The organism is Kluyvera cryocrescens NBRC 102467 (assembly GCF_001571285.1).
Classification (GTDB): Bacteria; Pseudomonadota; Gammaproteobacteria; order Enterobacterales; family Enterobacteriaceae; genus Kluyvera; species Kluyvera cryocrescens.
The window spans coordinates 26,855-41,581 of sequence record NZ_BCTM01000023.1; the positions used below are offsets into that span (position 1 = coordinate 26,855).

Here is a 14,727-nt window from a genome sequence, read left to right on the forward strand (position 1 = left end):
AAGAGTAGGATCTTGATATGAGTCGATAATGTTTTATTCAGAGAACAGTAATGAACGGAGTCCCGCCGCTTTATTTTCGATTTCCTGCCATTCCTGTTCGGGATCGGAGCCTTCCACGATACCGGCGCCGGCATACAGCCGCAGCGTATTACCTTCTATCATCGCCGAACGCAGCGTGACGCAAAATTCGCTTTGGCGACGAGAGAGAATGCCAGCCGACCCGGCATACCATTGCCGGGTAAAGGGTTCTTCACGTTCAATAAAGGCCAACGCCGCCGCTCTGGGCAAGCCCGCCACCGCCGCCGTCGGCTGTAGCTGCAGCAAACAGCGCGTGTCATCCGCCGTCTCCAGCTCGGCCTGAATACGACGACGCAGGTGCTGAACCTTGCGCAGACGCACAACTTCGGCCGGTAACACGTCCAGAGTCTGCGTCATGCCCTGCAGGCGCTGGCAGATGTCTTCCACCACCAAACCGTTTTCCCGCTGGTTTTTATCGTCGTTCATCAGCCAGTCGGCCAAGCGCTGCGCGGCAGCATCATCACTATGTCCAGCCACGGTACCGGCCAGCGCTTCGGTATCAAGATGAAGGCCGCGTCGACGCCATAAGCGCTCCGGCGATGAGCCAAGGAAGGTCCGCTGGGCATCAAAAGCCATATAGAAATGATAGCAAGAGAAATTGACCCGACGGCTGGCCGCCATGAGTGCGCCGGCGTGAGGGGCTCGGCTGAACAGCAGATCCGTCGCGCGCGCCAGCACCACTTTGCTGAACTCACCACGGCGAATCGCTTGCGTGGCTTGCTGAATCATCTGGCACCAGCCCGCTTTGTCAGGGAGATGCGCTTCACCTTCCTGCTGCAAGGCCAATTCAGTGGGTGTGTGATCCGCGCAGAGCGCAGCCAGACAAGTGCGGGCACGTTCTGCATCTTGCTGTAGCGAAGTCTCACTCGACAGGTAGAGTCGCAGCGTCGCACGCCCCGCTTCCCGTCGCCATGCCAGGCGCGGCAGAAACAGCATCCCCTGCTGGGGATCAAAGGCATTCACGCCGCACAGCCGAATATCGTCGCGTTCCTGGGTTGCCAGAAAATCATTGGCCTGCGCCAACGATGAAAATAGGTGTACCGCGCCAAGGGCGGCAATCTCTTCGCGGCCGCTGCGCTGCTGCCAGTAGAACTGCGGCCACACCGGTTGCGCGGTAAGCCAGGCCAGCGGGTCGAACGCATCGTTCAAAGGGAATGTGACTTCAATGATTCGCGTGCCGGGCAACGCAGGAAAATCGTCTGCCAGATGCCCTGACAGGCTCTGCAACGCCGCTAGTATGGATCGCACGCGAACCTCCCTATCATAAAAACCACATAGTATACGGGGTACTAAGGATAAAAAGCAGTACCCACGATGAGGGAGCGAGAAGCGAATAAGGCAATATCGCACTGAAAAACAACGCTCTTTGCCTTTACTATAGACGTTAATCGTCCGCGCTGCCGGACGGCAGCGGCGTGAATCAGCCGTGGTGATGAATAGGCCAGGGCTTACTGAACCTCGCGCGCCATCCCGACATGCGCAATACCGTCTTCGTCATACACATCGGTCACGGCAATAAAGCCAAAATGACCATAGAAAGCACGCAGATGAGCCTGTGCGCCAAGGTAAATCGCTCGCTCCGGCCAACGCTGTTCACAGCTGGCAATCGCTCGTTCCATCAGCTGATAGCCCAGACGTTCGCCGCGCACCGCGGGGCTCACAATCACCCGGCCAATCGTCACCGGTTCAACCGCCTCTTCGCTGACCAGAATACGGGCGTAGGCCACCAGCGTATCGCCCTGCCAGCCGAGAATATGCCGGTTCTCACCGAGCAGGTCGTCACCATCAATATCAAGATAAATACAGGCCTGTTCGACCACAAACACTTCGCTGCGCAGTTTCAGCAGGGCGTACAGCTCCGCGACGGTGAGTTCAGAATGGTGCAAATCTTGCCAGCGAATCATGGTAGGCTCCTTAGACCTTTATTTACCGCCAGGGGCGCGGCGCTATGCAATTGACGTTTTTAGGCACATCCGCGGGCGTGCCAACCCGAACCCGCAACGTAACAGCAATGCTGCTGCATCTGCAACATCCGACACAACCGGGGCAGTGGCTTTTTGACTGCGGCGAAGGGACGCAGCATCAGCTACTGCACACCGCGTTTCACCCGGGAAAAATCGATCGCATTTTTATTAGCCATTTACACGGCGACCATTTGTTCGGCCTGCCGGGTTTAATCTGTAGCCGTTCCATGGCGGGCAACGTCCAGCCGCTGACGATTTACGGCCCAAAAGGGATCAAAGAATATGTCGAAACCAGCCTGCGGCTAAGCGGTTCATGGACCGACTTCCCGCTGGAGATCGTTGAAATTAGCCCTGGCATCATTCTGGATGATGGCCTGCGCAAAGTGAGCGCATATCCGTTAAACCATCCGGTGGAGTGCTACGGTTTTCGCATTGAAGAGCACGACAAACCTGGCTCCCTCGACGGTAAACGGTTGATTGCCGCCGGCGTCCCATTTGGCCCACTCTTCCAGCGGCTAAAGGCCGGTGAGTCCGTGACGCTGGATGACGGCCGCACGATCCACGGTAAAGACTTTATCGCCCCGGCAACGCCCGGCAAAAAGATCGCCATTTTTGGTGATACCGCGCCCTGTGAGTCTGCGCTAGAGATGGCCCGGGATGTCGATGTGATGGTCCATGAAGCGACCCTTGAAGCGGCAATGGCGGAAAAAGCCAATAGCCGCGGTCACTCGTCAACCGAGCAAACCGCCCAGCTGGCGCGGGCCGCCAACGCTAAACGACTTATCGTCACCCACGTCAGCTCACGCTACGATGCTGAAGGCTGTCGCCGACTGCTGGCCGAGTGCCGCAACCATTTCCCGGCGTGCGAACTGGCGGAGGATTTTGCCACCTTCACGCTGGCATAACGTTTTGCCCTTTGGTGCCGATAACTCTGCTATCGAGATTACGCTTTACCACGCTGAGGGCACCATGGATAACTTCCAGAAAGAGATCGACGACAGGGCAAACCTGACGCTGTCCAACCGTTTTGAGCTGTTGCTCTTCCGGCTGGGGGCAGCGTCACAGAGTGACGCCTCCGAGCTGTACGGCATTAACGTTTTTAAGCTGCGGGAAATTGTCCCGATGCCAAGCTTCACCCGCCCTGCCGGAATTAAGCCGCCGCTGATGGGGATGGTGAACATTCGCGACCAGATAATCCCGGTTATCGATCTTGCCGCCGTGGCGGGCTGTAAGCCTAAAAATGGGCTGAATATTTTGCTTATCACCGAGTACGCCCGCAGCGTACAGGCCTTTGCCGTTGAGTCCGTTGAAAACATCACCCGTCTGGACTGGACGCAAATCCATACCGCTGAAAAAGCCGTGAATGGAAAATACATCACCAGCATTGCCTGCCTCGACGAGCAGGTGGAGAGCAACAATCTGGCGATGGTTATCGATGTCGAGCAAATTCTCTACGACATCACCCCCGCCAACCACGATCTGCATGCCAAAGAGCTGAGCCCGCGCAAATTCAACATCAAACCGGGGGCAACCGCCATCGTCGCGGAAGACTCAAAAGTGGCGCGCGCCATGCTGGAAAAAGGGCTGAAGGCAATGGATATCCCGGCACAGCTGCACGTGACCGGTAAAGAAGCCTGGGAGAAAATCGAGCGGCTTGCTCAGGAAGCGGCGCAGGAAGGTATTCCGGTTAGCGATAAAATCGCGCTGGTGCTGACCGATCTCGAAATGCCGGAGATGGACGGTTTCACCCTCACCCGCAAGATCAAAACCGATCCGCGGCTGAAAAATATTCCGGTTGTGATCCACTCCTCGCTGTCAGGCAATGCCAACGAGGATCATATCCGCAAGGTCAATGCTGACGGCTACGTCGCCAAATTTGAAATTAATGAGCTGGCGTCGGTTATCGAGAACGTGCTGAATAAGGCAAGTGGCAAAGGGGAAAGCCCGCTGCACGCGGTACGGTAAATTGCGAAGTGAACACCGCCAGGGGAAATACGGTGATTAACCTGGCGGTAAATAGGTGATGTCGTCATTAAACACAGATCACAATATGCCGGTTGTTCTCTTGTTAATCCATCCACTAGTTAACAAGCTCTCTTTACCATCCATAAATAAATCAGATTCAATTGCGCTATCTTATTTTTAATTGACTCTTCAACGCTGCCATTAATCAGCAACGGTGACCAGATAGTTAAGTGTGGTGAGACCGGCATTGCACGGACAACATGATGGCCATCCTTCTTTATCAATGTTACATCCTGCGTATTGCGCCTTTGATAATCATACTTTTGATCCAGACACTCCTGCGCTTCAACTAAAATCGAATGCCAATTCTCATACGTCAACTCACTGAGAGAAAATGATTTCCCTCCAATATATTTCTCTTTGATTTCAGGTCGAGAAGCGACCTGCCACGCATCTCGGGAAAACGTCATGAAAATGACGTCGGGATTCTCTAATTGTGGAATAACATTCAGTAATTCAGGATTGGTTAATTCTGTCCGAATCAGTCGGGCGATCGGCCAATCTTTGTACATCATCCCTTCAAGATTCACGCCAATAGAGATATTATCCGTTTGGGTATTGACAGATATATTCCACTGCACGCCTTCATACCCATCACTCATACCAAAAAAGGGTTTATTGAGCTGACCAAAAGCTCTGCCCTTTACCCCCAGCGCTTCACAGAATGACTGCAGCAAATCAGCAAATTCAACGGAGTGATGTCTGGAGTGAGCAGAATAACGGTTCTTCATTTTAGATTTGGCTTTACCCTCATACACGACTGCTGAATCATAGTCGCGGACTAATGTTATATCATCTTGTGCATCCAATATGGATATGGCGGCTTTATAAGCGTCATCGGCATTGAGATTAAAAAACTCCCGCCTTTTTTGGCGTAATGGGGTTAATTTATGATGAAGCAGCTTTTCAAATTTCTTACAGTCATTAACGGCCATACTGTAAGCGACTGCCCAGATAAAATCCCCGGTAGAACTTTTATTGATTTCATGGCATCGCGCAACCGGGTCTCTGGTGGTCATGCCAATTTTACATACCGGCAGGTCGATATCCGAAACTTCCAGTATATATACATATCCGTATAATTCTTCGGTCATATTCGTCCGTCTGTCGCAGGTTGCTCTATTTTTTTCATTATGCTGTGACGAAAATGCTTAAGCAATTATCATCGCATCCGCACAATGCCGCCCGCCTCAACAATGAAGCAAGCAATCGACGACCTATGATGTCGTTATGTTAATCAACCTATCACCCCGCCTCCAGCATACCAAAATTAACGATCCGCGAACGGCCCATCTCTTTTGCGCGGTAGAGCGCCACGTCGGCAGCACGCAGCAGGTTGTCGCTTTGGACATGCTCAGGGTAGCTGGCCACGCCGATAGAAACGTCAACATGGCCGACATCCACGCCGCCAAAACGCAGCGGCATCTCGCGTACGCCGTTAAATATCACCGTTGCGCAGCGGTTAGCGGCCTCTTCATCCATATTGGCCAGCAAAACCAGAAACTCTTCGCCACCGTAGCGGAAGGCGACCCCGCCTTCACGGACCACGCGCTGAATAATGGCGGCGACGCTTTTAATCACCCCATCCCCCACCTCGTGGCCGAAGCGGTCGTTAATACTTTTGAAATGATCGATATCGATCATTAAGCAGCTAATCGGCTCTTTATTGCGGATCGCCTGACTCATCTGAGTGCCCATGATATCTTCCAGATGGTGGCGGTTACGCAGGCCAGTCAGCGGGTCGTAGAGGGCTTTTTCCAACAACGCATCACGTAAACGCTGGTTAGCTAACGCCAGCCCAAGCGCCTCGGCCATCAGCTCCAGATAGCCACGGGAGAAGGTGCTAGCGGCATCCAGATTCTGGAATGAAAGCAGGCCGATAGCCTCACCCTGTGCGATAAGCGGCACGCACAGCGTGTGATCCTGGCAACTCTCCGGCAGGTGATAACAAATGATATCGGGCTCACCATGCACCGGTGGATGACTCTGTCCACGCCGCACCGCCCAGCATTCATCCGGATGGAAAGGCTCATCGCTGCCCTTCGGTGACAGCCACTGCGCTACGCAGCGCATCTGCCAGGGTTCTCTATCGAGGATATAGAGTCGCCCGGCAACGCCCGGGGCGATGTTCGGCGCAAAAAGCTCTGCCACATTGATGACGTCAGCAAAGGTTTCGCATCCCTGTAACCGCTGAGTCATTCGCGCCAACAGCTCGCGAATCGCCCAGTTGGCATCACGTTCTCTCTCCAACTGCTGTCGCGCTAACCCATTCTCACGAAAAATACGGATAGCCTGCGCCATATCGCCGATTTCATCAATCTGGTTAAAATTCGGCGTTTCAACAGCGTAATCCTGCGAAGCCAGGCGATGAACCACATCGCTCAGGCGGACTACCGGGCGCAGTACGCGGCGCTTTAAAATAAAACCCATGACGAACAAAAAGAGCAGCGCGGTCAACCCGACCATCACTTCAGACAGGGTGCGTAGCGTACGAGAGGCGTTGGTTGCATCGATAATGGCGTCACGCGCGCGGTTGTCCAACATCTGGCGGAAATGGTCTATCCGTTCCTGTACGCGGTCCAGCTCCTGTTCATAGACTTTCCCATAGAGCAGCGCTACCGCCTCTTTATCTTCCCCCCGCGCAACGCTTTCAAAGGCGGTTTTCTGCTCATCCAGTAGCTCATCAACAATTTGCAGCCCTTCATGCAGCAGCGCCAACTCTTCTTCTGACGCCCCTGAGTCTTTTAGCTTCGATAGTCGATGTTCAATTTTTACCTGTGACGCTTCTTTTTGCTGATAGTCCTTCAGCACATCAGGATCTTTCGCCAAAACGTACAAGCGAGCCAGGTCCGATAGCTCCCAGGCATCCGTTTCCACTTCATCGGTAAGCTGATCGAATACCTGACGCTGCTCTACCGCCTGGCGTTCAGCGTTATCTGCATTGGACGCCATCACCATGACGATGCCGGAGACGATGGTCAGGCATACGGTCGCGCTATAGGCCCAGTTCGTGATTGTGGCAATTCGCACCTGTTGGTTCCTTCTGCAGCAGACAATGAATAAGCATTACTGAAATTATAGGAAATGTATGATTTCGCGTGATAATAAAAAGGCGACCCGCAGGCCGCCTTGAGTTATCGTCTTATCGCTACAATTCTGGAGGGTTTTTTCCCTCTTCAATAAACTCTTCGTCCAGCCCTTCTGCGTTACCGGCATGATCTCGCCCGGAGAACAAGTTCCAGCAGGCCAGGAACAATGCAGCGATCAGCGGGCCGATAACAAAGCCGTTGATGCCATAAATTTCCATACCACCAAGGGTGGTAATCAGGATCAGATAGTCCGGCATCTTGGTGTCTTTACCCACCAGCAGCGGACGCAGGATATTGTCCACCAGCCCGACGATAATCACAAAGAAGCCGACGATAAACAGCCCTTGCCACAGCTGCTGCGTCGCAAAGAGGAAAATAGCCGCAGGCACCCAAATAATCGCGGAGCCGACGGCGGGCACCAGGGAGAGAAACGCCATCAACGCGCCCCATAAAACGCTGCCATCAATGCCCACAATCGCAAACGCAATACCGCCGAGCGTCCCCTGCACCACCGCCACTACCGCCGTGCCTTTTACCGTCGCACGGGTGACGCCCACGAACTTGGCAAACAGGTGCTGTTTGGCGAAATCCGACAACGGCAGCGAATCCAGTATCTGGCGAACCAGGTATGGGCCGTCTTTTAGCAGGAAGAACAGCAGATACAGCATGATGCCGAAGCTTATCGCAAAGCCAAAGGTGCCCTTGCCGATAAGGAACGCGCTGCCCGCAAGGTACTGCCCGCCCTGCAACGCGAACTCAGACAGCTTCTTCTGGATTTGCGCAGCGCTGCTAAGGTTGTGCTCGATCAGGAACCCCTGCGCCCAGCGAGGCAGATGGGACAAAATGCTGGCCACCACCTCCGGAAATTGGGTGTTATTTTGCTGAAGTTTGGTATCGACCACGCTCAGCTCAAGCGCCAGCGAAGAGAGAATGATCATCAAAGGGATAAATACAATCAGGCAGATAATGCCGATAGTCAGCAACGACGCCAGCCCGTTTCGATCTCCCAGCGCGCTGCGCAGTTTATTTTTTACCGGATTGAAGACCACGGTGAGCACCGCAGCCCATAAAATGGCGGAAAAGTAAGGCGACAATACATCGAAAAACGCCCAGGTCACGAGGGCCAGAATAAAAATGAAAAAACCTTTGGTCAGTCCGTTAAAGCGCATTGGTGGATCCTGTAGCGGGGAAACTGTCTCGACTATAGAGGCGTTTAGCGGGTTTTACCAACCTGGACACTGACTTTAAACTCGGACAGCCCTATTTCCGGATATTTCACCGTGGCCGTAAACGCCCCGGAATATTCAGCCACACCGGTTAGGATGATTTCTCGCTTTGTCGATGCTGGCGAAAAATAACCAGCGCGGGCAGCGTATGGATAAGCAACATGCGAATCAGATGATTGGCCATAACAAACCCCGCGTCGACCTTGAGCATCAATGCGGCAAAGGACATAGTTTCGACGCTGCCCGGCACCCAGGAGAGCAGCAATAAAGAGAAGGGATAGCCCACCAACCAAGAGCCCCCCCAGGCCATCACCACGGTGATACCCAGCCCTATCGCGATAAGCTGCAGCGAGGACCAAAGGTGGCGGCCAAACTCAGTGAATGAAAAAAGGGTGAAATGATGGCCTAACAGCATCCCCATCAGCACCATGCTCAGTTGGTTGAGAATATCCGGGAAATAGAGCGTTTCTGCAGCCAGCGGATGCAGCGCGGCGGCGCAAAATAGCGAAGTCAGCATAAACGGTGCGGGAAAATGATAGTGCTCAAGCCATTTCCCCAACGTATAGCCCACCGCGACAATCGCGGTCAGCCACAGCATATTATTGATGGTGAAAAAAACGGCCGAAACCGGGACTAAACTGCCTTCTGCGCCGCCTCGTGAAACAAAACCGGCCAACAGGGTCAGCACAATCAGCCGTAATGCATGCGAAATCACAATTTTTTGCGGCGGCGTTTTGCTATGCGCTGCCAGCGCCAGCACCGCAGCCATCGCCCCCGGAACCGCGCCCAGCAGAGCTTCGTCTTTGCTCCAGCCTAATTTTCGTCGGCACCAGAAATAACAGAGCGTGAATTGCAGCGCTAAACAGAGCAGCAAGAGGCCGAAAAACAGTCCAATCTCCAGCCCTTCGCTAAAGGAAAAATGGCGCATTAACAGCCCGATCGATGTTCCCAGCGAGAGCTGGATCAAGGTGATGCTACCGGAAAGCGTCGGCACTACGCCAACGCAGCGCCTGAGCAGGAGAACCGTTATCAATGGGCCAAACATCATGCCCAGTGGAATATGGCACAAGACAAAAACCTGGCCAACCAGAATGCATAAGATAAAGCTTATTAGCCATTTCATATAAGGGCCCGATGAATTCGACCTATCACGATTTCAGCTCGCTGCACAATCAATACAGATTATCGTCGTGCTGATAGAATAAACGGGCTACGTATTTATCACCCGGTTATTCATCCGCTGGCGTTATTGGCTTATCTTACGTAATTCAGTGACGGGGACACCGCCAATTCCCCAATTATCGGTATCAACCTCATCAATCACCACAATTGTGGTGCTAGGGTTTTTATTCAGCACATCAACCAGTAATTGGGTGACGCCGGACATGAGCCGTTTTTTCTGCTCATCCGTTGCGCCTTCTTTGGTAATTTTTATATTGACATAAGGCATGTTCATTTCTCCTGTAGGGTAGAGGTGGTCGTTGTTTTTCTAAAGATTAAAATGCGCAGACGCGTCTATGATTTTGTTTTTCGGTATTGTAAATGGCTTATACCCGCCGCGATAAATAGTGCACCCGCGCCGAGTAGCGTTGGCCCGGTAAGACTCTGGCCGCGGTTCTCAAACGCGCTGACCATCAGCGGCCCGGCAATTTGCCCCACGCCATAGGTCAGGGTCACAAGGCCGAGCAGATTCACTTTTTGCGGCGCCTTGAGTTTTTTTGCCAGCGGCATCACCAGTGAACTGGTGCCCATAAACGTCGCACCAAAGCCGATACACCCTAGCGTGAGCAGAATAGAAGAATGGGTCAGCGCTGCCAGTACCACGCAGCAGGCTTGCACAATGAGATTCAGGCTCAGACACGGCAGAATATTTCCCTTTCTGGCCACCCACAGCCAGCCATAGCAACCGGGAATCACCGCCAGGCCCACAACCGACCAGATATGTTCGGCTATGAAACTCGCCCCTAATCCTTTCGCCATCACGGGCAAATACGTGGCGACAATAATATAGCCAAAGCCGGCCAGGCCATATAACAGCGCCAACTGCCACCATTGAATACTTTTATCAGCCTTGAGCGGCTGCGCCATTTCCTGAGGAATATGAGCATCGCGTGGTAATAAAAGCCACAAGACGATCAGTAATACGCCTGAAATACATGAAGCCCCTAGCCAGAGTGTTTTTGCACTCAGCAAATGCGCGACGCCGGCGATGACATATTCATTACCGATAAAAATGCCAACACCAACGCCGGAAAATAACGAAGCAATGACCCAAGGACGATGGCTGTGCTGTAGTACCAGCATGGCGCCAAATATCATCATTCCCGCACTCGCCACCCCAGCGAGGAATCGGATGAGGATGACCACCTCAGGCACCGTGACAATCGCCATGAATAAAATCAGCAGACCGGTGATCAGCGCAACGGCCAACAGCATGGCCTTGAGATGGGCCAGACGAGTAAAAACACCAAACGAAAATAGCAGGCTGCCGAACAGGTATCCCGCATAATTGGCGCTCGCAATCAGCGACAGTTGCGAAAAGGTAAAAAGCCCTTCATGCAGCATAATGGGCAACATCGGCGTATAGAGAAAACGTCCAATCCCCATCCCCAGCGTCAATACAACCATGCCAAATACCGCAGTACGGATTTGGTGATAGCGCGCGTCTTTGTGATCAGGATCCATTTTTAGCACTCAATCCGGTAATTAACTTGATTGTTATCTTACATAAGCAAATGATTATAAAAAGTTAATAAAAAAGACCAGTTCGTTCACTTTGAGTAACAATCACAATGAACAGTACCGCGCTTAACTTATTTAAAACGGTAGCAGAAACCGGCTCGATATCCGCCGCAGCCCGACAGCTTCACTGCGTATCATCCAACGTCACGACCCGTCTTAAACAGCTGGAAAGCAGCCTCGACGTCTCGCTGTTCATTCGGGAAAAAAATCGCCTGCACATCACCCCAGAGGGCGAACTCCTGCTGCGGTATGCCAACAAAATCATGGCGTTATTGGAAGAGGCCCAGCTCTCGATGCAGGGCACAAAAGCCGCGGGCCCGCTGCGTATCGGCGCCATGGAGACAACGGCGGCGATTCGCTTACCGCCATTGCTGGCCCGTTTTCATCGTGAAATGCCGGCGGTCGAGCTGAATTTAAAGACCGCGCCAACGGAACTGTTAATGCAACAGGTGAACAATAACGAACTGGATATCGCTTTCGTTGCCGACAACCCTCGGCTACATGATGAAAATTCATCATTACAATCACAGATCCTCTGCCAGGAGACGCTGGTGCTGGTGACGGCGGCCGAGCATCCGGCGGTCACTCAGGGTACCGACCTTCAGGTGACAAAACCGCTGGTGTTTGTGAAAGGCTGTAATTATCGTTCCCGCCTGGAGCAATGGCTTGAATCGCTGGGAGTGGAACATTCAACGCCACTTGAATTTGGTTCATTTCAGGCGATTCTTGGCTGCGTCAGCGCAGGCATGGGGATTGCGCTGCTGCCCGAAAGAGTCGTCAGGCAATATGAGGACAATTTCAGCATCCGCAGCCATGCGATTTCTCCGCAGATTGGTAACGTGAATACGATGGTCGTCTGGCGCAAGAACCGTGAGATAAGCCCGGTGATCAACTGCTTTATCTCGTTTATGACCGCTGAACGCGCTCGCAGGACATAACGCCCGATAACGGAGCGCCGCGTTCGGTCGGTTCACTGCTGAAAAGAGGCCGCCGGAAGAAAACATCCGGCTTATGGCGAGGTAGATCAACGCCGTTGTAGGCACGCTTCTCGGGATACAGTATTATGAAACACAGTTTCATTCAGATGCATTCCCTAACACAGACCCCTTACCACCATGAAAACGAATAATAAAAAAGGGCACGCTTTTCACTTTAGTGCTTTCCGCCACCTCTTTTTTGCGCGCCTGCTGACCGTACTCGGCAACGGTATTGCCCCTATCGCGCTGGCGTTTGCGGTACTGGATATCGGCGGGTCGGTGTCCGATTTGGGGATTGTCGTCGCCTCCCGCTCACTCTTCAACGTCGCCTTTTTGCTGATTGGCGGCGTATTAGCCGATCGCTACTCGCGCAGCCGCGTGCTGGTCTCCTCTTCGCTGGTTGCCGCTATCTCACAGGCTATCGTAGCGTGGTTAGTCCTTGACGGTTCCGCGACGGTCATGAGTCTGGCTCTACTGGGTACACTTAACGGTGCCGCCGCGGGTATTGCCTTACCGGCCTCCTCGGCGCTGGTGCCCCAAACGGTCCCCGCGCAGAATTTGCGTCAGGCCAATGCGCTTATCCAACTGGGCATCTATAGCGGCACGGTCATCGGCGCATCGCTTGGCGGCATCCTGATAGGCTCCGTGGGCCCCGGCTGGGGGCTGGCGATTGATGCTCTCGGCTTCGCATTCGCCGCGCCGCTGTATCTGTTCATTCGCGTGGCCGCAATCAAGTCCGGTGAATCACAAAGCAATATCCTGTTGGATTTAAAAGAGGGCTGGAAAGAGTTCGCCAGCCGGGCGTGGGTATGGTCGATTGTCGTCCAGTTCACCATTATCAATGCGGCATTCAGCGGTATTGTGATGGTATTAGGACCGGTGATTGCCGACGCTTCTTTTGGCCGCGCCAACTGGGGGATGATTATTGCCGCACAAAGCGTTGGCCTGATTGTCGGATCGTTCCTCGCCCTGCGCTGGCGCCCCCGTCGCGATCTGTTTATCGGCGCCATGCTGGTTGCACTGTGCGCCGTTCCCATCTTCCTGCTGAGCCAGCCGGCTTCAGCGCCGTGGCTGGTTGCCGCCTTTTTCACGGCGGGTGTCGCCTTTGGTCTTTTTGGTGTCTCCTGGGCTCACTCCCTGCAAACGCATATTCCGCCAGAGAAACTGGCCCGCGTGTATGCCTATGATGCGGTGGGCTCGTTTGTGGCGATCCCTTTTGGCGAACTGGTTGCCGGACCGCTGGCCGCGCGTTTTGGCACCAGCGACGTGCTGCTGGTTGCCGCGTTGGCGGTCGTTGTCGCCACCGCTGGCGTGGGTCTGGTTCCCGCGATCAGACGGCTTGATAACGCCGCGCGGAGTAAACCGCACGCCGTGTAATCCTACGTCCGTTTATCTCCCCCACTCCGGCGCCCATTCCTCGGGACCGGAGCTTTAGCGCCCCGCCAAAATCGATCATGAAGATGACTCATGTTGTTATGAAATTAAGTCGCTTTCCCTCATCCGGTGGCTCTGGCATAAATTAACTCATCTTAACTTATCAGCAACATGAACGCTGCTAAATGGCAACCCAGAGTTTTCTGGTGAGACCAGAAACAGGCACACTCTTCATGTCAGAACTCAGGATGCCAAGAGCGATGAATAAAGAATTTACCTTTACGATTTCCAGCAGTATTTTCGACGAGAATTATAACCCTTCGGAAAATACGCGTATTACCACCAACTTCGCCAACCTGGCTCGGGGAGAAAACCGTCAGGAAAACTTACGCAATACGCTGGCGATGATTGATAACCGCTTTAATACGCTAGCGCATTGGGATAACCCGAAGAGCGATCGTTATTCCGTCGAACTTGAAATTATTTCAGTGCAGATGAATATTGATGACCAGGCTGATACCTTCCCGGCCATTGAAATTCTGAAAACCAATATTATCGATAATAAAACCCAGGAACGTTTTGACGGTATTGTGGGTAATAACTTCTCGTCTTACGTGCGGGATTATGATTTCAGCGTATTGCTGCTGGACCATAATAAGCAACAGCCACAATTTAGCATCCCAGAAAACTTTGGTGATTTACACGGTAATATTTTCAAGCATTTCGTTAGCTCTGCGGAATACCGGAATAACTTTAACAAAGCCCCGGTTATCTGCCTGAGCGTGTCGAATAAGAACACCTATCAGCGGACCGGCAACCAGCACCCGGTATTAGGGATTGAATACCAGCAAAATGGCACCTCTTTGACGGAAACCTATTTCGGCAAGATGGGGCTAAAAGTACGCTATTTCATGCCGCAGAATAGCGTCGCGCCGCTGGCATTCTTCTTCACCGGTGATTTGCTCAGCGATTACACCCCCCTTGAGCTGATTGCGACCATCAGCACAATGGAGACATTCCAGAAGATTTATCGCCCTGAAATTTATAATGCTAACTCGGCCGCCGGGCTGTGTTACCAACCGAACCTGAATAACCAGGATCACTCTTTAACCAAGATTGTTTACGATCGCGAAGAGCGTAGCCAGTTAGCGATTGAGCAAGGGAAGTTCACAGAAGAGAACTTCATCAAACCATACAAGAACATTCTTGAGCAATGGTCTGCTAACTACGCTTTTAATTAATTTGCCAGAGA

General features: G+C 52.9%; 13 protein-coding genes. 5 read left to right on the top strand and 8 right to left on the bottom strand.

The genetic code is table 11. From position 1 onward, the window contains the following. Window positions 1–33 precede the first annotated feature (33 nt). Window positions 34–1,326, bottom strand: coding sequence for an isochorismate synthase MenF (gene menF, locus KCR01S_RS16525; protein ID WP_061284052.1), 1,293 nt, complete (start codon window positions 1,324–1,326; stop codon window positions 34–36). Window positions 1,327–1,526: 200 nt separating this feature from the next. Next, the gene (locus KCR01S_RS16530; RefSeq protein WP_061284055.1) at window positions 1,527–1,982 is read right to left on the bottom strand and encodes a GNAT family N-acetyltransferase; all 456 of its coding nucleotides are present in this window, start codon (window positions 1,980–1,982) and stop codon (window positions 1,527–1,529) included. A gap of 44 nt (window positions 1,983–2,026) precedes the next feature. Between KCR01S_RS16530 and rnz the strand changes: the two genes are divergently transcribed. Together rnz and KCR01S_RS16540 are read left to right on the top strand one after the other, a co-directional pair. Continuing rightward, window positions 2,027–2,947 (top strand): ribonuclease Z, encoded by a 921-nt coding sequence (gene rnz / locus KCR01S_RS16535; RefSeq protein WP_061284058.1) that lies wholly within the window; start codon window positions 2,027–2,029, stop codon window positions 2,945–2,947. A gap of 64 nt (window positions 2,948–3,011) precedes the next feature. Further along, on the top strand, window positions 3,012–4,007 hold the full coding sequence (locus KCR01S_RS16540; RefSeq protein ID WP_061284164.1) for a chemotaxis protein: 996 nt from the start codon (window positions 3,012–3,014) through the stop codon (window positions 4,005–4,007). Between the two features lie 119 nt (window positions 4,008–4,126). Here KCR01S_RS16540 and KCR01S_RS16545 read toward each other — a convergent pair whose 3' ends face one another. The 6 genes from KCR01S_RS16545 to KCR01S_RS16570 form a co-directional block, all read right to left on the bottom strand. Continuing rightward, a complete protein-coding gene (locus KCR01S_RS16545) occupies window positions 4,127–5,161 on the bottom strand; it encodes a GIY-YIG nuclease family protein (protein ID WP_061284062.1) in 1,035 nt (344 codons plus the stop codon). Between the two features lie 151 nt (window positions 5,162–5,312). Next, the gene (locus tag KCR01S_RS16550; RefSeq protein WP_061284065.1) at window positions 5,313–7,097 is read right to left on the bottom strand and encodes a diguanylate cyclase; all 1,785 of its coding nucleotides are present in this window, start codon (window positions 7,095–7,097) and stop codon (window positions 5,313–5,315) included. A gap of 118 nt (window positions 7,098–7,215) precedes the next feature. Then, complete coding sequence (locus KCR01S_RS16555) at window positions 7,216–8,325, bottom strand: AI-2E family transporter (protein WP_061284068.1); 1,110 nt, start codon at window positions 8,323–8,325, stop codon at window positions 7,216–7,218. A gap of 148 nt (window positions 8,326–8,473) precedes the next feature. Next, window positions 8,474–9,505 (bottom strand): AbrB family transcriptional regulator, encoded by a 1,032-nt coding sequence (locus KCR01S_RS16560; RefSeq protein ID WP_061284071.1) that lies wholly within the window; start codon window positions 9,503–9,505, stop codon window positions 8,474–8,476. Window positions 9,506–9,628: 123 nt separating this feature from the next. Continuing rightward, a complete protein-coding gene (locus KCR01S_RS16565; RefSeq protein ID WP_061284074.1) occupies window positions 9,629–9,832 on the bottom strand; it encodes a tautomerase family protein in 204 nt (67 codons plus the stop codon). A 65-nt stretch (window positions 9,833–9,897) separates the two neighbouring features. Then, a complete protein-coding gene (locus KCR01S_RS16570; RefSeq protein ID WP_061284077.1) occupies window positions 9,898–11,067 on the bottom strand; it encodes an MFS transporter in 1,170 nt (389 codons plus the stop codon). Between the two features lie 107 nt (window positions 11,068–11,174). On the opposite strand from KCR01S_RS16570, the gene KCR01S_RS16575 reads away from it, so the two are divergent. From KCR01S_RS16575 to KCR01S_RS16585, 3 genes are all read left to right on the top strand, one after another. Then, window positions 11,175–12,062: a LysR substrate-binding domain-containing protein gene (locus KCR01S_RS16575; RefSeq protein ID WP_061284080.1), complete on the top strand. Its 888-nt coding sequence runs from the start codon at window positions 11,175–11,177 to the stop codon at window positions 12,060–12,062. A gap of 177 nt (window positions 12,063–12,239) precedes the next feature. After that, window positions 12,240–13,478, top strand: a complete 1,239-nt coding sequence (locus KCR01S_RS16580) for an MFS transporter (protein WP_061284082.1) — start codon at window positions 12,240–12,242, stop codon at window positions 13,476–13,478. A 257-nt stretch (window positions 13,479–13,735) separates the two neighbouring features. After that, a complete protein-coding gene (locus KCR01S_RS16585; RefSeq protein WP_061284085.1) occupies window positions 13,736–14,716 on the top strand; it encodes a DUF1852 domain-containing protein in 981 nt (326 codons plus the stop codon). The last annotated feature ends 11 nt before the right edge of the window (window positions 14,717–14,727 follow it).